Source organism: Gracilibacillus sp. JCM 18966 (genome assembly GCF_055392695.1).
The window spans coordinates 1,747,740-1,768,035 of sequence record NZ_AP043883.1 but is presented as its reverse complement, the minus strand read 5'-3'; the positions used below and the strand labels follow the sequence as shown (position 1 = coordinate 1,768,035).

Annotated in this window: 21 protein-coding genes; 12 read left to right on the top strand and 9 right to left on the bottom strand. The window is 37.8% G+C overall.

The window, feature by feature from the left end:
• Window positions 1-172: 172 nt before the first annotated feature.
• Window positions 173-1,294 (top strand): NAD(P)/FAD-dependent oxidoreductase, encoded by a 1,122-nt coding sequence (locus tag ACZ5N5_RS08435; RefSeq protein WP_464373632.1) that lies wholly within the window; start codon window positions 173-175, stop codon window positions 1,292-1,294.
• A 157-nt stretch (window positions 1,295-1,451) separates the two neighbouring features.
• Here the strand turns inward: ACZ5N5_RS08435 and ilvD are convergent, their stop codons facing one another.
• A complete protein-coding gene (ilvD, locus tag ACZ5N5_RS08430; protein WP_277678543.1) occupies window positions 1,452-3,143 on the bottom strand; it encodes a dihydroxy-acid dehydratase in 1,692 nt (563 codons plus the stop codon).
• A gap of 120 nt (window positions 3,144-3,263) precedes the next feature.
• Here ilvD and ACZ5N5_RS08425 point away from each other — a divergent pair, with 120 nt between their 5' ends.
• Window positions 3,264-3,803, top strand: coding sequence for a M15 family metallopeptidase (locus tag ACZ5N5_RS08425; RefSeq protein ID WP_464373631.1), 540 nt, complete (start codon window positions 3,264-3,266; stop codon window positions 3,801-3,803).
• A 107-nt stretch (window positions 3,804-3,910) separates the two neighbouring features.
• Here ACZ5N5_RS08425 and ACZ5N5_RS08420 read toward each other — a convergent pair whose 3' ends face one another.
• Together ACZ5N5_RS08420 and fni are read right to left on the bottom strand one after the other, a co-directional pair.
• Window positions 3,911-4,909, bottom strand: a complete 999-nt coding sequence (locus ACZ5N5_RS08420) for an NAD(P)/FAD-dependent oxidoreductase (protein WP_464373630.1) — start codon at window positions 4,907-4,909, stop codon at window positions 3,911-3,913.
• Window positions 4,910-4,925: 16 nt separating this feature from the next.
• Window positions 4,926-5,957, bottom strand: a complete 1,032-nt coding sequence (fni, locus tag ACZ5N5_RS08415; protein ID WP_109984782.1) for a type 2 isopentenyl-diphosphate Delta-isomerase — start codon at window positions 5,955-5,957, stop codon at window positions 4,926-4,928.
• A gap of 119 nt (window positions 5,958-6,076) precedes the next feature.
• Here fni and pepT point away from each other — a divergent pair, with 119 nt between their 5' ends.
• The 7 genes from pepT (at window position 6,077) to ACZ5N5_RS08380 (ending at window position 13,787) form a co-directional block, all read left to right on the top strand.
• The gene (gene pepT, locus ACZ5N5_RS08410; protein ID WP_464373629.1) at window positions 6,077-7,306 is read left to right on the top strand and encodes a peptidase T; all 1,230 of its coding nucleotides are present in this window, start codon (window positions 6,077-6,079) and stop codon (window positions 7,304-7,306) included.
• Window positions 7,307-7,629: 323 nt separating this feature from the next.
• On the top strand, window positions 7,630-8,460 hold the full coding sequence (locus ACZ5N5_RS08405; RefSeq protein ID WP_464373628.1) for a TetR/AcrR family transcriptional regulator: 831 nt from the start codon (window positions 7,630-7,632) through the stop codon (window positions 8,458-8,460).
• A complete protein-coding gene (locus ACZ5N5_RS08400; protein WP_109984779.1) occupies window positions 8,460-9,941 on the top strand; it encodes an MDR family MFS transporter in 1,482 nt (493 codons plus the stop codon). Before ACZ5N5_RS08405 ends, ACZ5N5_RS08400 begins: the two co-directional genes overlap by 1 nt.
• Window positions 9,942-10,119: 178 nt before the next feature.
• Window positions 10,120-11,046, top strand: coding sequence for a DUF7847 domain-containing protein (locus ACZ5N5_RS08395; RefSeq protein ID WP_109984778.1), 927 nt, complete (start codon window positions 10,120-10,122; stop codon window positions 11,044-11,046).
• 13 nt (window positions 11,047-11,059) lie between these two features.
• The gene (locus tag ACZ5N5_RS08390) at window positions 11,060-11,722 is read left to right on the top strand and encodes a DUF4129 domain-containing protein (RefSeq protein ID WP_277678539.1); all 663 of its coding nucleotides are present in this window, start codon (window positions 11,060-11,062) and stop codon (window positions 11,720-11,722) included.
• A complete protein-coding gene (locus tag ACZ5N5_RS08385; protein WP_464373627.1) occupies window positions 11,719-12,861 on the top strand; it encodes a DUF4350 domain-containing protein in 1,143 nt (380 codons plus the stop codon). The genes ACZ5N5_RS08390 and ACZ5N5_RS08385 overlap by 4 nt, the downstream gene beginning before the upstream one ends.
• Window positions 12,858-13,787, top strand: coding sequence for an AAA family ATPase (locus ACZ5N5_RS08380; protein WP_109984776.1), 930 nt, complete (start codon window positions 12,858-12,860; stop codon window positions 13,785-13,787). The genes ACZ5N5_RS08385 and ACZ5N5_RS08380 overlap by 4 nt, the downstream gene beginning before the upstream one ends.
• Here the strand turns inward: ACZ5N5_RS08380 and ACZ5N5_RS08375 are convergent.
• Entirely contained in the window at window positions 13,686-13,922 is a 237-nt protein-coding gene (locus tag ACZ5N5_RS08375; protein WP_464373626.1) for a hypothetical protein, read from the bottom strand. The genes ACZ5N5_RS08380 and ACZ5N5_RS08375 overlap by 102 nt on opposite strands.
• Between ACZ5N5_RS08375 and ACZ5N5_RS08370 the strand changes: the two genes are divergently transcribed.
• Window positions 13,885-15,096 (top strand): DUF58 domain-containing protein, encoded by a 1,212-nt coding sequence (locus ACZ5N5_RS08370; RefSeq protein WP_464373625.1) that lies wholly within the window; start codon window positions 13,885-13,887, stop codon window positions 15,094-15,096. The two genes, ACZ5N5_RS08375 and ACZ5N5_RS08370, sit on opposite strands and share 38 nt — an antisense overlap.
• Here the strand turns inward: ACZ5N5_RS08370 and ACZ5N5_RS08365 are convergent.
• Window positions 15,076-16,047 carry a stage II sporulation protein M gene (locus tag ACZ5N5_RS08365; protein ID WP_109984774.1) on the bottom strand — a complete coding sequence of 324 codons (972 nt, stop codon included), beginning with the start codon at window positions 16,045-16,047 and terminating at the stop codon, window positions 15,076-15,078. The genes ACZ5N5_RS08370 and ACZ5N5_RS08365 overlap by 21 nt on opposite strands.
• Before the next feature lie 88 nt (window positions 16,048-16,135).
• Here ACZ5N5_RS08365 and ACZ5N5_RS08360 point away from each other — a divergent pair, with 88 nt between their 5' ends.
• Complete coding sequence (locus tag ACZ5N5_RS08360; protein ID WP_464373624.1) at window positions 16,136-16,921, top strand: RDD family protein; 786 nt, start codon at window positions 16,136-16,138, stop codon at window positions 16,919-16,921.
• A 101-nt stretch (window positions 16,922-17,022) separates the two neighbouring features.
• Here the strand turns inward: ACZ5N5_RS08360 and ACZ5N5_RS08355 are convergent, their stop codons facing one another.
• Entirely contained in the window at window positions 17,023-17,199 is a 177-nt protein-coding gene (locus tag ACZ5N5_RS08355; protein ID WP_181397560.1) for a hypothetical protein, read from the bottom strand.
• A gap of 319 nt (window positions 17,200-17,518) precedes the next feature.
• Here ACZ5N5_RS08355 and ACZ5N5_RS08350 point away from each other — a divergent pair, with 319 nt between their 5' ends.
• Window positions 17,519-18,301: a TIGR00266 family protein gene (locus tag ACZ5N5_RS08350; RefSeq protein ID WP_109984772.1), complete on the top strand. Its 783-nt coding sequence runs from the start codon at window positions 17,519-17,521 to the stop codon at window positions 18,299-18,301.
• 46 nt (window positions 18,302-18,347) lie between these two features.
• Here the strand turns inward: ACZ5N5_RS08350 and ACZ5N5_RS08345 are convergent, their stop codons facing one another.
• From ACZ5N5_RS08345 to ACZ5N5_RS08335, 3 genes are read right to left on the bottom strand one after another with little or no spacing between them, the layout of a single operon-like run.
• A complete protein-coding gene (locus ACZ5N5_RS08345; RefSeq protein ID WP_054788226.1) occupies window positions 18,348-18,587 on the bottom strand; it encodes a MerR family transcriptional regulator in 240 nt (79 codons plus the stop codon).
• 22 nt (window positions 18,588-18,609) lie between these two features.
• Window positions 18,610-19,326, bottom strand: a complete 717-nt coding sequence (locus ACZ5N5_RS08340; protein ID WP_347403247.1) for an exonuclease domain-containing protein — start codon at window positions 19,324-19,326, stop codon at window positions 18,610-18,612.
• Window positions 19,326-20,264, bottom strand: a complete 939-nt coding sequence (locus ACZ5N5_RS08335) for a DUF294 nucleotidyltransferase-like domain-containing protein (RefSeq protein WP_464373623.1) — start codon at window positions 20,262-20,264, stop codon at window positions 19,326-19,328. The genes ACZ5N5_RS08340 and ACZ5N5_RS08335 overlap by 1 nt, the downstream gene beginning before the upstream one ends.
• Window positions 20,265-20,296: the final 32 nt, after the last annotated feature.

Genomic DNA, 20,296 nt, shown 5'->3' with positions numbered 1-20,296 from the left:
ATTTCTTCATTAAATGAACAGCAAAAATAGTTATGATACATTATAGCATATGTTTTTGTCCAATAGTATACTTTCTTTATGATTTTACGCGTGAAATTAATGGAATTCTTGCTTGGTTCGACAAAATACTGCAAACTATGGATAGGTGCATACAGAAAAAGGGGATGAATAGATGGCTAATGTTATAGTAATTGGTGGAGGAATTGTAGGTTTATCGGTTGCTTATTATCTAGCAAAAGAAAACGTTGAAGTAACCCTTGTCGATGCTGACCATACTGGGCAGGCAACTACTGCTGCAGCAGGAATCATTTGCCCGTGGGTTTCACAGCGTAGAAATAAAAAATGGTATCAGCTTGCCAAAAACAGTGCTAGCTTTTATCCAACACTTATCGATGAACTGAAGAATCAAGGTATTTCCAATACAGGATATAAACAGACGGGAGCTCTTGTTATCCGTAAGGAAGAGAAAACACTACAAAAAATATATGAGATGACCCAGCAGCGCCTGGTCGATGCTCCTGAAATCGGGGAGGTTACTCGATTAAATGTTGCGGAAACAAAGCAAAGATTTCCTTTACTTGATGAAAAGTATCAATCCCTTTACGTTAGTGGTGCAGCTAGAGTAAACGGTGGAAAATTGCGAAAATCCTTACTAGAAGCTTGCATGAACCATGGAGTAAAAATAATCACTGGAGAAGCAAGCTTAGTGAAAACAGCCAACCATGCAAATATCAAAGTGAACGACACTCTTATTGAAGCAGATCAAATTGTTTTAGCCAATGGGTCCTGGTTTTCCACTATTGTGGAGTCCTTAGGGTTAAATGGATTGATCAGACCACAAAAAGCCCAAATTGTCTCCTTAAAATGGAAGGAGGATGACACAGGTGATTGGCCAGTAATTATGCCAAGAGGAACACACTACATTGTTCCTTTTGAACACGGGCAAATTGCAGCAGGTACTACACATGAGGATGATGTTGGTTGGGATACACATGTAACGCCAATAGGTTTACAAAAAATCTTTTCGGATCTGAGAGAAGTAGCACCAGCTTTATTAAGCAGTGCTTTAGTAAAGGTAAATGTAGGATTTCGACCCGTTGCTCCAGATTTTTTACCAGTCTTCGGCAGGCTCCCTGGTTATGAAAGAATTTATGCTGCCAATGGCCTTGGCTCCTCTGGTCTAACTACTGGTCCTTTTATCGGAAGAGAGCTCGCCAAAATGATATTAAGAAAAGATGGGATTTTAGATGCGAAAGATTACCCGATTCACTCTATTATAAAATCTTCTGAATAAACAGATAGTTAATTTCTTCGGTTCCTGTGCTATTGCCAAGATATGTACTTTTATCTTGGCTTTATCGTACAGTAATTCGGTTATTCCCAAGCTATTTATCCTACTTTTAAAATGAAAAAGTGGAGAAACCAAATTGGCTTCTCCACTTTTTATGTTTTTATTGATCGTTTCTTCTAATAAAGTCAGTGACAGCACCTTGTGAGGAACAGGAGACATTATGAGCATATTTCCCAAGTACTCCGCGTTTGTAAAGTTCTGGAGCTTTCCAATTGGCACGGCGTTTTTCTAATTCTTCATCGGAAACATCCATAGTAATCTCTTTCAATTCAGAGTCAATGGTTACCATATCCCCTTCTTCTAATAGACCAATTGGCCCTCCAACCTGTGCTTCTGGTGCAATGTGACCGACAACGAGTCCATGGGTACCACCTGAAAATCTACCATCAGTTAGTAAAGCAACCTTTTGCCCTAAGCCTTTTCCTACTAGAATCGCAGAAATAGAGAGCATCTCAGGCATTCCAGGTCCACCCTTTGGCCCCACATAACGGATTACTAGAACATCGCCTTCTTTAATTTCATTGTTCATCACTGCATTTGTTGCTTCCTCTTCTGTATTAAATACACGAGCAGGACCTGTGTGACGTTTAACCTTAACACCAGAAACCTTTGCTACAGCACCATTTGGTGAGAGGTTTCCTTTTAACACAACGAGTGGTCCATTTTCACGATATGGATTACTTAATGGATGGATGATATCTTGGTCATCAGATAATACCGGTGCATCTTCATAGTTCTCGGCAATCGTCTTGCCAGTTACCGTTAAACAATCTCCATGTAAAAATCCGTTGTCTAGTAGGAGACGCATAACAGCCGGAACCCCACCGATATTGTGTAAATCCTCCATAACGTATTTTCCACTTGGCTTTAAATCTGCTAAATGAGGTACTTTTTCTTGGATACGATTAAAGTCATCCATTGTTACGTCCACTTGCGCAGCATTCGCAATAGCTAATAAATGGAGTACCGCATTCGTTGATCCACCTAATGCCATTACAGCAGTAATCGCATTTTCGAAGGCTTTTTTCGTTAAAATATCTTTTGGATATATGCCTTGTTCTAATAGTTTGTAGGCAGCTTCTCCCGCTTTACGGCAATCCTCTGCCTTTAATTTGGATTCAGCAGGGTTAGAGGAGCTACCAGGTAAGCTCATTCCAAGCGCCTCTACCGCTGTGGCCATTGTATTCGCAGTATACATACCACCACAAGACCCAGCTCCCGGGCAAGCAGCACATTCAATTCCTCTTAATTCCTCGTCATCTATATCCCCATTGTTATGTTTCCCAACGCCCTCAAAAACAGAAACGATATCCAGTTTTTCACCATTGCGGAAGCCTGGTGAAATCGTACCACCATATACGAATACTGCTGGAACATCGGAACGAGCAATCGAGATTAAGCATCCAGGAATATTTTTATCACAGCCTCCAATCGCTACATATGCATCTAGATTCTCCGCCCCTACTACTGTTTCGATAGAGTCTGCAATGACATCACGACTCGGAAGAGAATAGCGCATGCCAGACGTCCCCATTGAAATACCATCAGAAACGGTAATCGTATTAAAGATCATAGGCACACCGCCCGCAGCTTTAGCCCCTTCTTTTGCACTAATTGCTAGATCATCTAAGTGAATATTACAAGGTGTAACCTCACTCCATGTACTAGCAATCCCGATCATTGGTTTTTTAAAGTCCTCGTCTGTTACACCTACCGCACGAAGCATAGCACGGTTTGGCGCACGCTTGGAATCATCAAACACTTTACTTTTGATACGTAAATCTTTCCCCATACCTTTTGCCTCCCAACCATTATCTTCGAAAATATATAGAAATCTATTTCTATCAAATCTCAATACAGATATAGTATCATATATTTAGGATATACGAAATGTCTCATAAAGGAGAAAATAATGAAAATTCGCAAAATTTTTATTTTTTCATTGTTGATTCTAGTATTATTTGGAAGCTATCAGTACTATTTATACCAAAAATATCAAGACAGACCTATGCCTACAGACCTTCATCCACTAGTCAAGCAAGCAAGGGATGATTTAATAAAAAGGACAGCATCCATCGGAATACCGATTTTAATTACAGATGATTTCCGTTCCATTGCAGACCAAGACCAAATTTATGAACAAGGAAGGACAACAGAAGGCAGTGTTGTCACTTACGCAAAGGGAGGAGAGTCTTACCATAATTATGGGTTAGCTATTGACTTTGCCCTCTTACCACAGCCGGATCAAGCAAGCTGGGACATGGAATATGATGGGAACAATAATGGAAAGAGTGACTGGATGGAGGTAGTTGAAATAGCGAAGGATTTAGGGTTTAGCTGGGGTGGCGATTTTACCCGTTTTAAAGATTACCCTCACTTGCAGATGGATTTCGGCTTGAGTATTCGCGACCTACAAAGAGGAAAAAGACCAAGCGATGTTTTAGATGAATAGAGCGTGATGTTCTATATGCCCCTCTGAAGTTCTATCATTAGGAGTTACTTTCACGTTGACATCGCGCTCTAAAGTCTGCGACATTACCAATTGATGGGCACTAGCAATTATCGGTAAATAACGGTACTATACAATTGCTCGGTCGCTTTAGGATCAATCATTAGATGAGCATGATTCACAGCAGTGATTGCTTCTGTATATCCCGAAGCGATTAAGGTGGTTTTACCTGGATATTGGACAATATCACCTGCAGCAAAAACCCCTTCAAGGTTTGTCTTCATTAAAGGCGTTACAGGTATCCTTCCCTTTTCGATTTGAATTCCCCATTGTTCAAAAGGCACTGCTTGAAGCTCTAAACCATGATAAGTAAGCAACTTATTCGCCTCCATCACAATACGTTGCCCCTTCTCTTTTATCTCTATATGGGTTAGCTCTTGTCCCTCGACGATGAAATCCGTCATTTCTACTTGGTAATATACCTTCACCTTACTCTTATATAGGCTGTCTATATCTTCATCTTTCACTTGTAGAAACTTGTCTACAGGATTAATCAGTGTCACTTCTTTCGCTAAGCCTTCTAAAAACAATGCCCAACCAACACCTACTTTGCTATTTGAAGAGATCACGACTTTTTTTCCTTCATAGTTAGCTTTATGCATTAGCGTTGTAGGAACGGATTCTTTAAAGACAGAATGAGGTAAATTAGGCCATTCAGAAGGTCTTTTCGTATGAAACGTCCCTGAACCTGTCGCAATTAAAACGGTTTTGGCGGTAACTATATGACCTTTAGCTGTTTCTAGCTGAAACAAATGATTGACTTTCGTTAGCTTCTCTACGAAATCCCCCATTACCACCTCAGGCTGATGACGTTTTGCTTGTTCAATCATATTCTCTACTAATGCTTCACCAGAAATATCGGGAAAGCCACCGACATCATAAATGATCTTTTCAGGAAGAAATTGCATAACCTTGCCACCAAGCTGCTCTTGTGCCTCTATGAGCATAACCTTCATCTCTCTCATTGTTGCATAGTAAGCAGCAAAAAGTCCTGTCGTTCCTCCACCAATGATAATTAAATCAACGCACTCTTCTACTCTTTTCCCCATAAATTCTCTTCCTTTTTTATGAAAGTATTTGTAATCTGTCCGTAGCCTTTAATTCAGAAATATTCTCCACTCCGATTCCGAACATCGCTATCTTCAGTTCTAGCTCTCTCGTTTGCATCCATTCCATTAATGCTTCCGGAGATTTTATTACTTCCTTTAACACCGAGCGAGCAAATCCTACATGGCTAGCCCCTAGCGCTAGAGCTTTAGCAGCATCTAAACCATTTCGAATACCACCACTTGCCATAAGCTTTTGATTCGGCAATTTTTCACTAATATTAAATAAACACTCTGCTGTCGGATTGCCCCAGCTTGCAAAAGCTTCTGCGGCTTGTTTTTTTATCGGTTCATTGGAACGTAATTTTTCGATTTGACTCCAGGAGGTTCCTCCTGCACCAGCTACATCAACAAAAGCTATCCCAACATCGATGAGACGTTTGGCTACATCCTCATCTATCCCGAATCCAACTTCCTTCACCCCTACTGGAACCGGAAGATTCTTTACGAGCCTTTCGATTTTCGGTAATAGATAAGAGAAATTAACGTCACCACCTTGTTGAATAATCTCTTGAATGGAATTCAAGTGTAACACAAGCGCATCTGCCTCTGTCCACTCTAAAATTTGTTTTACTTCTTTAATTTCTATCCCATAATTAAGCTGTACAGCACCGATATTTGCAATAATTGGAATGGTCGGTGCAAATCTTCTCACTTGAAAGGAGCTTCGATACTTATCACTCTCTAGCATCACTCTAGTAGATCCTAGGGCAAAAATCCATCCCCGTTCCTCTGCTGCAATGGCCAGATTCTGATTTATCGATTCAGCAAGCGCTGCTCCTCCAGTCATGGAGCTAATCAAAAAAGGGGTAGGAAGTAGGTGATGAAAAAAACTTGTTGCCAAATCTATTTGATTAAAATCAATCTCTGGTAATGCATTATGCTTAAAACGATAACGGTCGAATCCGTTAGTGATATTACGGCCTAGTGCCTCGTCTGACAAGCTCAGCTCTATATGTTCTTGTTTTCTACGATGAATAGAGTCTGTCATCTGATCCTTCCTTTCTTATCTCTTTTGCTTCCAATGTGTAAGTGTATCCAATTTGATATATACTATATATTATTATCATATTTTTTGATTTTCTTAATTGCAAAGAAGGGGATTTTTATATGAAAAATAAATTAATAGAAAGACTTACCACCTACGCGAAAATCAATACCCAATCTAATGAGAATAATTCGAGCTGTCCTTCTACTGATGGGCAATGGGAGTTAGCACACCTCCTCGTTGATGAATTAAAATCTATTGGTATAAAGGATGTCGCTATTGACGAAAACTGCTATGTGATGGCAACCTTACCAAACAATACAGATAAAGAACTACCAGTCATAGGCTTTTTAGCGCATATGGATACTGCAACCGATTTTACAGGTAACGGTGTAAATCCACAACTAACAAAAAATTACGATGGTAAGGATATTATTCTTCATCAGGCCTTAAATATTATTCTTTCACCAAAAGAGTTTCCAGAACTTAAAAATTATACTGGCCATACACTGATGACGACAGATGGAACGACATTACTTGGTGCAGATAATAAAGCAGGAATTGCTGAAATTATGACTGCAATGGAATACTTAATCAAAAACCCTCAGCTTCCGCATGGAGATATAAGAGTGGCTTTCACTCCAGATGAGGAAATCGGACGAGGACCACATAAATTCGATGTGCAACGGTTCGGGGCAGATTTTGCCTATACAATAGACGGTGGCCCCCTCGGAGAGCTACAGTATGAAAGCTTTAATGCTGCCGCAGCAAAAATCACAATTAAAGGCAACAATGTACATCCAGGTACTGCAAAAGGGAAACTGATCCATGCTATAAAGATTGGGATGGAACTCCATTCCTTACTACCAAATCAAGAAGCACCTGAGTATACGGAGGAATATCAAGGGTTCTACCATTTATTATCTTTTGAAGGCGATGTAGAAACAGCCAAGCTCTATTATATTATCCGTGACCATGACCGAAAAAAATTTGATCAAAAGAAGCAGAATTTAAATGATATGGTAGAAGTACTTCAAAAGAAGTATGGAACAGAAAGAATATCATTAGAAATGATAGACCAATATTATAATATGGCTGAAAAAATCGAACCAGTAAAGCATATTGTTGATTTGGCTTATCAAGCAATGACTGAAGCAGGTGTTACCCCTAATGTGAAACCAATTCGTGGGGGGACAGATGGATCACAGCTCTCTTTCATGGGTTTACCTACACCGAATATTTTTACTGGAGGCGAAAACTTCCATGGAAAATATGAATATATATCTATTGAAAATATGGAAAAAGCCGTCCACACGATTACAAAAATTGCTGAATTAGCTACAAAGAATTAGGATTTTAAGGCAAATAAGAGGAACGATTCAAAATTAGATCGTCCTCTTATTTGTTTTTTTATACGTTAAGAAAGTATAAAATTTTTGCAAGTAGTAAAACGACGAAGCGGAAATTTTGAAGTCCAAAGTATAAGAAAAGCTAACGCATCCACTAAAAGGACGAGCGAATGCGAGTTTTTCTAATAAAATAATCCTTCCAACCCTGCACTAAACTTTACAATCTCTTAAATTTTATTTCATTGACAATCCTTCTCTCATCCTATAAAATCCTAACATGACCAATAAGTCATAATAATGACTATAAAGTCAAAGTGGTGATCAAATTGGATAAAAAGCAAGAAATTTCACAAGCTGCACTAAGGCTTTTTTCTGAAAAGGGCTTTAATGAAACCTCGGTTCAAGAAATTGCAAATGAAGCACATATATCCAAAGGCGGATTTTATACCTATTTCTCTTCCAAAAATGGCCTAATGCTTGAAATGATTAAAGAATACCATGACAAAATCATCGATCAAGCAAGTCAATTTCAATTATTAGAGAATGCCTCACCTTGGCAGCAATTAGCAAGTTATATAGAGCTCGAAATTCGTACATTGCTTGAACATCAATCTTTTTTCTATGTTGTATTCAAGGAGTTTCCGCCAAAAGCAGATGAACAAGTAACCAAGTGGATGGACGAAACACAAATAACGATAACAAATAATCAGTTAAATATTTTTCGGCTTATCTATGGAAAGGAATTTGAGTCTTATTACACGGATTTGATCGTAATTATGCAAGGACTGGTGAAAGAATATACCTTCTACGTAGAGATAAATAATAGAAGCATCCATGCGCACGAGTTAAGTGAATGGATCGGTCACCTAATTCATTCCATTGTTATGCACTTACAAGAAAAACAACCTCTACTACACGAAAAAACTCAAAGTGTAGAAGACATTTTTAAAAATTTAAAGAAACAAATAGAGGTATGGCCTGATGAGAACCAAAAAAGGAAGTATGAGGAGACGCTTCATTTAATACAATTAGAGTGGCAAAAAACAAACAAAAATAAAACGTTACTCGAAATTTTATTTCATTATTTGAAATCAGAAAACACGCTTTGCTTTGATATTTTGCAATTAGAACAATTAATTTTACAGGAGGAAATATAATGACACAGCAACCTAATATAGAGGAAGTGAGACGAATACCAATGATGGCAGTGATGTTAATTGGGGCTTTCGTTGGTCTATTAAATGAAACACTTCTTGCTACAGCATTACCAAGTATCATGAATGATTTTGGAATTCAAGAAAACCAAGTTCAATGGTTAACTACCGCCTTTTTGTTAACAAATGGGGTGATGATCCCCATTTCTGCTTTTCTTATTGAAAGATTTACAACAAGACAATTATTCTTAACCTCATTAAGTATTTTTGCATTAGGGACATTGATTGCAGCTATCTCCCACACCTTTGAGCTGTTATTAGTAGCCAGAGTTGTTCAAGCAGCTGGTTCAGGGATTATGCTACCATTAATGATGACGGTTATGTTAACGATCTTCCCAGTCGAAAAAAGGGGAGCTGCCATGGGGATGGCGGGGATTGTTATTTCCTTTGCACCAGCAATTGGCCCTACGTTATCAGGATGGTTACTTGAATTTTTCTCATGGAGAGGCTTGTTCTATGTCGTCCTACCAATTGTCGTGATTGCGATTATCGTTGCTTCTATGTTTGTGAAGAATGTGACCAAATTAACGTATCCCAAGATTGATATTCTATCTATTCTTCTCTCTTCTTTAGGTTTTGGAGGATTACTTTACGGTTTTAGTACAATTGGTGGACATAGTGGCGAGTCTTCTGATGGCTTGAGCCAAACCGCTCTTTTCATCATTCTTGGAGGAGCAATCATTTTAGCATTGTTTATTATTCGCCAAATCAAATTGAAAAAACCAATGCTAGAGTTTCGGGTTTTTCGTTATCCCATCTTCTCCCTATCATTAGTCATTACGATGATTGTACTAATGGCACTAATCGGGGCTGAAACAATGCTTCCACTCTATATGCAAAACACAAGAGGGTTTTCTGCATTGGAAGCTGGTATGATGATGCTACCAGGTGCTATTGTGATGGGGATTATGTCCCCTATTACAGGAATGCTTTTTGATAAATATGGAGCTAAATGGCTTGCTGCAATTGGGTTAACCATTGTAACGATTACAACATACTTTTTCACCAATTTAACTATGGATACTTCCTATACCTTGCTTGTCGTTGTTTATGCCATTAGAATGCTTGGTTTGTCCTTAGTAATGATGCCAGTTATGACTGCAGGACTGAATCAGCTTCCACAGGAATGGCATCCACACGGTACAGCGATGGCAAATACCTTCCAACAGGTATCTGCCTCGATTGGAACTGCGATTCTCATAACTGTAATGACGTCAGCAGCTAAAAATTACCAGCCAGAGCAAGCAGCATTAGCCGGATTATCTGAAGAAGAGGCAATCTTGCAGGTTGCTAACAATGCATCGATGAGCGGATTTAATACAGCATTTTGGCTTGCTACTGCTTTATCAATCGTTGGATTAGCCCTTTCCTTCTTCTTAAGCTCCAAGCCAAAAACAAAAGAGCAACAAGAAAAAATTGCTTAATTATCCTTTCAGTGGGGCTGATCCATACCCCACTGATTTTTTCAGGTTGGAGTTGACCTCCCTATGTCCTTTTCTATCCTCCTTCCAATCCTTCACTATTTTATTAAAAATTATTCCATATCGTCTAAATCATGTTAAAATAGTCACTATGTAGTATTTATCAAGGGGGACCGATTTAATGAATAATAATATGAAAAAACCTTTAAGTTTTGGAGAGATTTTAGACCAAACCTTTCGAATTGTAAAAACGAATTTCGGGTCATTATTTATGATTTCTTTTCTTGTCATGGCACCGATTTTGATCATCCAATCCATTATGTTAGCCCTAAGTGGTCGAGATTTATTCTCAAGTATTGATCCGAATGAGAGCTTTTTTGACCAGATTTTGAATGATCCGTATGTACAGGGATATGAGCTAGGATATGCTGCAGGAGATCTTTTTCAGGAATCATTAATTTTACTTTCCTCATTATTAGTTATTTTTGCCACACCGTTGATTGCTGGTGCCACTGTTTGGGGTGTGAAGCATGCCCGTGATGGAGAGTCCTTCATGGCAAAGGATATGTTAAAAAAAGCTTCTAAAAGATATTGGCCTTTATTAGGTGGTACGTTCTTACTTGGCCTTATTATCTTTGGTATCATGTTTGCATTTTTTATGTTCGTTTTCTTAACACTACTCGTGATGATCCCACTACAGCCTATTGCAGGTATTCCTATTTTAATTCTTTTAATTATTGGTTTTATATTAGGTGCAGGGCTATTATTTACAAGATGGAGCTTGTATCTACCTGCCACTTTATTTGAAAGAGTTGCTCCTGGTCTGGCAAAGAGCTGGAGATTAACGAAAAGACAAACATGGAAATTTTTTGGGATGTTTATTGTTTTAGCCATTATTATTGGGATCTTTAGCTCCATATTTGAATTACTTCTAGGTTGGTTGGGAGACAGCGTACTATACCAATTGTTATACAATTTCCTTACCATGATCACCTCCATCATATTTACGGTTGGTTATTCGGTGATGTATTTTGATGCTAGAGTAAGACAGGAAGCTACTGATCTTAAAGATATGATCGATGAATATGACGTGACGGAGAGACCTTAAAGGAGACTTGTCGATGTCAGCTTATACGAACGCAAGAGAAGAAATGAATCAAATACTCAAACAGGAAGAATACCAAGTCTATTATGAGGATAATCGTAGTTTACTAGAAATCATTTGGTCTAATATTAAGGAATGGTTTACAGATTTATTATCAAAGCTAAACATACCTGTCTCCAGTGACTCAGCAATCGGTAATACTATCATTATTACCGTCATGGCTATTCTTGCTATTGCGATAATCCTTCTATTCCTTCTGGTTATTATGAATATTGTAAGACGTCGAAAGCTAAGGAGTTCCCAACCACTCCAGTCTAATAGGGAGCTTGAATGGAGCTATGAGAAACATTTACGTGAAGCCGAAAAGCAAGCAAATGAAGGCCAATTTCGTATTGCTACTAGACATCATTTTTTAGCTTTACTACTAATACTCCGTGAAAGAAATCTACTAGAAGTTAAAAGGTGGAAAACGAATTGGGAGTATTACGATGAATTAAGAAAAAAAGATAAGGATCTGGCAAATAACTTCTATCAAGCTGCTCTATTTTTCGAGCAAGCAACCTATGGCGAGCGGAAAGTAGAAGAAAATGATTATCAGACTTATTATACAACGATCAATGAATTGATCTCAGCGATAATAGAAGGGTTTTCAAACGAAGGAACGGGTGATTCATCATGAATTCTAGCAAATTTCATAAAAAGACATGGATAGTTGGTGTAGTGTTCTTTTTACTGCTTATTTTGTTAAGTTTTTTCTCTACAAGTGATGCACCCAAGCAATATCCCAGTTTTTTAACAGAATCTCCTTCCTTAACAGGAACGAAAGCAATATATACTTATTTAAAGCAACAATCAGATGATGTCACAAGAGTAACATCACTACCACATGAGGAAACGAATACAGAGGAATTACGCATGACGATAAATCCTCCTGTATTAACAGATAAAGTAGCAGAAGAAAGTTATCTGGAATATATCGAAAAGGGAAATACGCTTGTGATATGGAAAGAAAATCCTAATGATTTGTTCGGTATAGAAGCAACATTACAAGTGGATCCCTATACCAAACAAACGCAGCAACCAAGTCAGGTGCAAAGCCCTAACAATAGTTATGAAGCTGTTATAAATAGCGCCTATCGACTTGAATCAACGGAACAAGATAATGTGCTATTAGAGGATTCCTATGGTGTACTTGCCTTAGAAAGACGTATCGGTGATGGGCATTTGATTGTCATAACAGAACCAAATTGGTTGACGAATGACCAAATTACCGATTATGAGCATACAGAAATCATTTTTGATACACTGTCCTTCGAGAGATTTCCATCCATTACCTTTGATGAATTCCATTTTCATTCATCAAACGGCCTTGTCTCTCCATTGAAAATATTCCCTGGGTGGGCATATGTTTTATTCGTAGAAGGAATTATCTTTGCTCTCTTTGTACTGTGGTATCAAGGAAAACGTTTTGGACCTATTCGAATAGCCAGAGAGGAACATGTCCGATTAGGTGATGAAAGATTAAATGCTGTTGCCATTTGGCATTTGAAAGGGAAAAATTACAAATCGGCGATTCTTCATCAAGTGGACTATTTAAAAGAGGCTATACGAGAAAGATATGGTATACCATACGACAATTCCTGGCAAGAAAGAATGGAACATTTAGTTCCTACGTTAGAATCCTTATCTACGAAGGACGCAACTTACTTCGCTCAAGAATTAGAAACAGTACTGAATAAGGATAAAATAAATAAATACGAATTCTTAACTCTATCAGCAAGTATCGAAAAAATAAGAGAAGAGGTGGAAACTAGATGAGTCAAACGATGATCAATCTATTAGAAAAATATGAACAACGTATTATTGGCCAACAAAAAAATCTTCGATTATTATTAACCGCAGCATTGGCTGGTGGCCATGTACTTATTGAAGGCGTACCAGGGACAGGAAAAACACAAATGGTCAAGACATTGGCTAAGTTAGTGGACGGGGAGTTTAATCGAATCCAATTCACTCCCGATTTACTGCCAAGTGATATCACTGGTAGCTCGATTTATAACATGAAGGAGCAAGCCTTCCAAACCTTAAAAGGACCTATTTTCACCAATGTTTTGCTCGCAGACGAGATTAATCGTACACCGGCTAAAACTCAAGCGGCATTATTAGAAGCAATGGAAGAAAAACAAGTGACGATCCAAGGAGAAACCTATCCATTGCCAGATTTTTTCTTCGTAGCAGCAACTCAAAATCCGATCGAATTTGAAGGTACATATCCTTTACCGGAAGCACAGCAGGACCGTTTTTTGTTCAAGCTTAGAATCAATTTCCCTTCATTAGAAGAGGAGATCGAAGTATTACAAATGGTGATAACTGAACAGCTACACCCAACGGAGCTCAAGGCAATGTTTACCAAAGAGGAGCTTGCTTCCATACAAACAGAAGTACAACAGGTTAAAATTAGTGATAGTATAGCCGATTATATTTTGAAAATAGTGAGGAAAACACGAGAGCTTGAACAAATTCAACACGGAGCAAGCACTCGTGCAGCTATCGCTATCGCCAAAACTGCTCAAGTATGGGCATATTTAGACAATCGAGATTATGTAACTCCAGATGATGTGAAATTAATGACAGTACCGAGTCTAAGACACCGAATCCAACTGTCTCCCTATGCAGAATTGGAGGGATCTGATATTGATGAAACGATTAAAGCCCTTGTGGGATCGATTGCTGTTCCAAGATAAAGGTGTATTACCAACGAAAACCTTTATTATATATTTTAGCTTATTCATCATCGCTTTGTTTTTCTTATCCTTTTGGCGTTTCAGTTGGTTATTTTTAATGTTTGCAACAATCCTGTTTCTTTGGCTTAGTTTCATAGATTTATATCTAATGCCAGGACGCAAGGAACTAACAATTACACGCGAATTGACAAAAGAAATGGAGCGCTATGAAAATTACTTAGTAAAGATGACGATCGAAAATAAATCAAGCTTTGACTGTATCATTAGAATAAAGGATAGCTTTCCTGTATCGTTTCAGACTACTTTCCCTGAAAATCAATCGATACCAAAGCTTCAAAAAACCATGCTTTCTTATGAGATAAAACCACTAATACGAGGGAAATACACGATTGATAAGCTTTATACAAGATATAGGAGTAAGATTGGATTATGGGAGAGACAATTAACTTTTAACCAAAAAGATGAGTTAAAGGTCATTCCTAACCTATCAGAAACAAAGAAATATTTAGCAAGTGCACAAAATTATTTACTACATGAAGGAATTAAAATTAGAAAAATGAAAAGTGGGATGGGTGAATTTTCTAAGGTTAGATCCTATGTGGTTGGTGATGATCCTCGAAAAATGAATTGGAGGCAATCTGCCAAACTTCAAGAGATGATGACAAACGAATATGAGCCTGAGCATGGAAAAAACCTTACCATATTAATTGATTGTGGAAGAATGATGGGGGTGGAGCTTGAGGAAGGAAATCGCTTAGAAAAATCGATCGAAGCAGCAATCACGCTAGCTACTGCTGCATTAGATAATGGTGATCATGTCTCTGTGATTGCATTTTCTAAAGATATTAAGACAGTTATCCCATCAGGAAAAGGGTTGGATCATTTAAATACGATTCTTCAAGGAATATACTCACTTCAAGTAGATCCTCAGGAATCGAATTATGAACTGGCGATAAGATATATACAATCCGTTCAAAACAAACGGAGTATGATTATTTTATTTAGTGACATCCAAACATTTATCCATGAGGACCATCATTTATTTTATTTAAAGGAGCTCCGGAGGAAGCACTTATTTTTGATGCTAGGAATAAAAGATCTGTTATTACATCAAAAAATAGAAAAGAAACCAACAACAGTAAAGCTGGCAATGGAAAAAAGCGTGGCACAAAAGCAGTATCTCCTTCAAAAGAAAGGAATGAGAAAATGGGAGAAGCATGGTTTGCCCATGCTAGAATCCCCTGCAGAAGACCTTGCGGTAACCGCAGTTTCTCAATATATTGATACATTAAATAGAGGATTGCTGTAGTGCTCTTTTTTGCATATGGTAATATCCGAATATCATATAAAAGATTAAGCCTAATCCTGTTAAAATAGCAACTGCATATTTCATTTCTAATGATAAGTTAGCAGGTGTAATAAATCCTTCTATAATACCGGCAATAACAAAGAGCGGGATGGTACCTAATAAAAGTTGAACAGATCTTAATGTCTGCAGTTTTAATTGGTATCCTCTTGTATAAGCACCTGGGACAAATAATTTATATCCCATCAGCAAGCCCGCTCCACCTGCTATAAATATCGCTAACAATTCGATTACACCATGTGGAACAATATATGCCCAAAATGCATAGGAATTATCATACTGATAAAATAGACCTGCTAAAGCACCGATAATGATACCATTGTATATTAAAACATATACTGTCAAGATGCCAAACGTAATTCCACCAGCAAATGCCAATATTGCTACTCGGATATTGTTGACCATAATCTCTGCAGACATTGAGGCAGAATCCACTTCCATTCTTGGCTCTTCTCCTAAAGTTTCAGGCTCAACCGATTGTACCATTTCTTGTGGAAGAATAGCATATACATAAGTGGAGTTTTCTATTACGGCCAAATAGCTTGCCAAAAATCCGAATCCAAACAATAGCATCGCGAGCACGATAGCCTTCCACTGTCCTAAGAGCAAACCTACGAATTTTGAACTAATGAAATGGTAGATTTGCTTTCCAGAGGTTTGCTCAGATTTATATAAGACATTATGTGCTTTTGCAACTAGCTCATTTAAATAACGAGTAATCTCTTCATCAGGAAAATAGGTTTGACTATACGACAACTGCCTTGCTACCTTTTGATAGGTTAGTTGAAACGAATCGATCGTTTCTGGATCTTTTTTTGATTGGATTAGCTTGATAAGCTTTTCTAAGTTTCTCCAGTCGTCACGGTTTTGTTTCATAAATTGATTTAATTGCATATATTCACCTAATTTTCTAACTTTTTACTACATTATACTGCAACGAACAGCAAATGAACAGATCACATTTTTTCTTGGAGGAATACTTATGGCACAGGAACAGGTTAATGTCAAAACCCCTGAATACGTCTCATTACAATTTCAATTGGCTGGATTAGGATCTCGAGCTACTGCACAAATCATTGACTATACGATTATTGCAATTGTTGAGATCATCCTTCTTCTCCTAATCATTTTTTCCGGTATCAATGATTTTATTTTGTTTGATGAAGGAATTGGGTATGCCATCGCCTTTTATCTTATCATCACCCTACTCCTTCAATTCGGCTACTTTATTTTTTGGGAGTATTTTTGGAGTGGGCGAACTATCGGAAAAAGGATGTTAAATATTCGCGTAATACAAGAAAATGGTCATAACATTACCTTTTTATCGAGTATTATTCGAAACTTTTTGCGAGTGGTAGATATGCTCCCTTTTGGCTATCTCGTTGGAATGATTATGATTTTTTCCCACCAAAAGCATAAAAGATTAGGAGATTTAACAGCAGGCACCATTGTCGTTCATGAACGAGCAAATAAATCGAACAGACTATCACCATTAGAAAAATATATTCAGAAGAAGAATTTACAAAAAGAAGAACTAGTGATCGATGCCTTCCACTTAAAACAGTTCACTAACAAGGATTGGCGCTTACTTTCTACTTATTGTTCTCGTCTACCTGATATCAAGCAGGAAGAGCGTACCGAATTAACTAGACAGATTGCAGATATCCTACTTCCTAAGATTGAATCAGAAGTAGCTAGTCTTCATCGAAGCGATGAAGATATCCTTCTTTTGCTTTATTTACATTTAAAAGAAGAATGGGAATTCTAAAATATCGTCTCACTCTCTTATATAGTCATACAAAAAACCTCCTGAATTTTTCAGGAGGTTTTATTTCGCATTATCTATCCTTACGAAAAGGTTAGTTTGGATTATCTCATATTTTTCCCAGCAATGACTGGTTGGACCTGTGGATTGGGTTGTTCTGTTGTGTCTAAACTTATCTCTACTTTTAGCTTTTTACGACGTGAAGAGATTTTTTCCACGACAGACAAAACCAGAAAAGTTAGTAGAATAGTTAAAGAAACCATGTATAAAGATGTCACCATAGTCAACTATCCCCTTTCCCAATAAAATTTATCCATTTATTAATGAATTCACTTATATCGTACCATATTTTTTTAATTTGTAAATATATTTTTCGAAATTCTTTATAATTCTTTTTAATACTCTTATTAATCCTCAAATACTCATGATTTACCCCTAAAAATAGAAGAAACGACCTCAAATTTTTTATAAAATTTTTGAATATTTATTCACATACTTTTCTGAATTTTCTGTTATATCTGTTTTTCTATAGTTGAAACTTTTTCAACCTATTTAACGTATGCTTAGTTAGAAAGGATAAATCTATAAGGAGTGGATAATATGAATACTCATGAAATTGACTATGAGCTTCATGGAGATGATATGCAATTTGTCGAGATAGAACTAGATCCTCATGAAACAGTAGTTGCGGAAGCTGGTAGTTTGATGATGATGGATGATGGCATTAAAATGGAAACGATTTTTGGAGATGGATCCTCCCATCATGGTGGAATTGTAGGTAAATTGCTCGGGGCAGGTAAACGTGTAGTTACCGGAGAAAGCTTATTTATGACTACCTTCACTAATGAAGGAATGGGGAAAAAACGTGTATCCTTTGCCTCTCCTTATCCCGGAAGAATTGTACCAATGGATTTGAGTGAGCAAGGAGGAAAAATCGTCTGTCAAAAAGACGCTTTTTTGGCAGCTGCAAAAGGTGTATCTGTAGGTATCGAATTCCAGAAAAGGATTCGAACTGGATTCTTTGGTGGGGAGGGATTTATTATGCAAAAGCTTGAAGGAGATGGTATGGCTTTTGTCCATGCTGGAGGTACCATCCACCAAAAAACACTTCAACCAGGAGAAAGGCTTAAGGTAGATACAGGCTGTTTAGTAGCGATGACAGGTAACGTCCAATATGATATCGAATTTGTTGGTGGCATTAAGACAGCACTATTCGGTGGAGAAGGGATCTTTTTCGCTACATTATCTGGACCTGGTACAGTATGGATTCAATCCTTGCCATTTAGTCGTTTAGCTAGTAAAGTATTTGCTGCTCTTCCTCAAAAAGGTGGAAACAAAGGGGAAGGTGGAATTGGCGGTGTATTTAATCTGTTTAATGAATAGTGTAAGCATAAACACCCCTCGCTACCTCTTGTAACAGCGAAGGGTGTTAATCCTTTAGCATTGCTTTTATACCTGCAATATTAATACCTTGATCAATATATGCTTTTATTTTCTTTAGTTGATGAATATCGTGGATGGAAAACATTCTTCTATTGCCATTATTCCTCCTCGGTGAAATAAGACCCTGCTTTTCATAATAACGAATTTGTCGTCCTGATAATTCGGTCAATTCCTCTACGACACTTATTGGAAAGGTGGCTTTATATTCAGGAATATCATGACTCAACTTGTTTTGCTCCTTTCAGATATTATGATTGTCTAGCAATATGAGCATACACTTCCTTTAAGCTTTGAAATCCCATTGCTTCCACTTGTCTTATGCATGCAGACCAAATTCTTGCTGTCGCAACTGCATCATAAAGAGCATGGTGCCTAATTCCAATGTCTATCCCGTAATGATTACACCAGTCATCCAGACTAACATAATTGCATCCATTTGCCACCACCTTTGTTAAAAACGTCGTATCCAGTATGCGGTGCTGAAAGCTAGTTTTTAACTCGGTCCAGCTGGCATGCTTCATAAATTGCTTTTCATGACTGGAATGGTGTGCTACTAACGTATCACTTTTCACAAACTGATAGAATTGTCGTAACACTGTGACGAGTGGTGCCGCTTTTTTTAGTTCAAAGGCTGTTATACCAGTTAATGCTTCAATCTCCTTTGAAAGAGGCCATTCATGATTCACCGTTTTATAGAAGAGTTGATCAGTTAACACCCTTGGCCCCACCATCCTGATTGCCCCAATCGATAAGATACGATCACCATGGTATGGAGAAAAGCCAGTTGTTTCTATATCAAAGACAACCATTGGTAGTTCATATATGGGTAAATTCAGTACATCCTTCTTCTTTAATTCCCGTTGCAGGCTCCTAATATAAGCAATTTTATTTGGATCTGTCTCACTAGACATGGAAGTAACCTGATTCCCATAGATTTGCTTCAGAAATTGTAGCATTTGATTCATTACCATTTGGAACACTCAGTTTCGATCGCCTCTTTAGCCAATTGAAATAGCTCTGAACCACTCTTCATGAATTGCTTCAGCTCCTTTTTGTCATCCTTAGATAATTGATGCAAAGGAATGTAATGAACGGCATCATAATTTTCCGCTGCTTTTGTATGAACAAATCTAAATTCCATCAATTGGTGGTAAATTGCTTCATATTCTTGTAAAAAGGTATACTTTGTTTTTAGCTCTTGCATGCGTTGCAGTGTAGAGGCTCGCGATTCTTGATGGTGAAGCGCTAATAAACGCATCGCATTAACATAAGGAAGGATAGTCGTAGTTTTTATCGGAACTCTTCCAGACATTGGTCCAGATTGCTCTGTTAGAAGCTTTCCAAAGATATTTGTGCCTTTTCGAATAAAGTCAAAATTATCAATAAATCTATTGTAAAGCTGTCGATGGTTTTCTAAATAACAGAAGGTCGTAACCTTAACCTTTGCTAATAAATTTTTTTGACCAATTAATACTCTTGAATCAAAAAAGGTAGAAAAATGCCTTAATGACTGCCAGGAAGCCTGCTCTAGCCATCCAATTACTTGTTCGCTCCAGCTAGCAAGAGTTTGAGTCCACATTGATTCAGAAGCCATTACCTTACCATCACAGCGTTGATAGCCTGTTAGCTCAAGTCCAGTCACAATCTCCTTTCCTAACCTTAGAAAGTATCGTTTATGCTCTTTTTTTCCATCAAATACAATCCCATGGTCTTGATCACTCCAAATGGATTGCTCCCTTCGTCCAGCACTCCCCATGACAAAAAAGGCAAAGGGAGCAGGTATTCTCCCCTGCTCTGCTTCTACTTTTTCAATGGCAAGATGGACTACTCTTTTCATCAGTTCATCATGCCATTGATTCAAGTGTTCTGATGTGGTTTGCTTATGGATTTCTTGCTTCCGCATAAGATAGATCGCTTCATAATTCATGTCGGAAG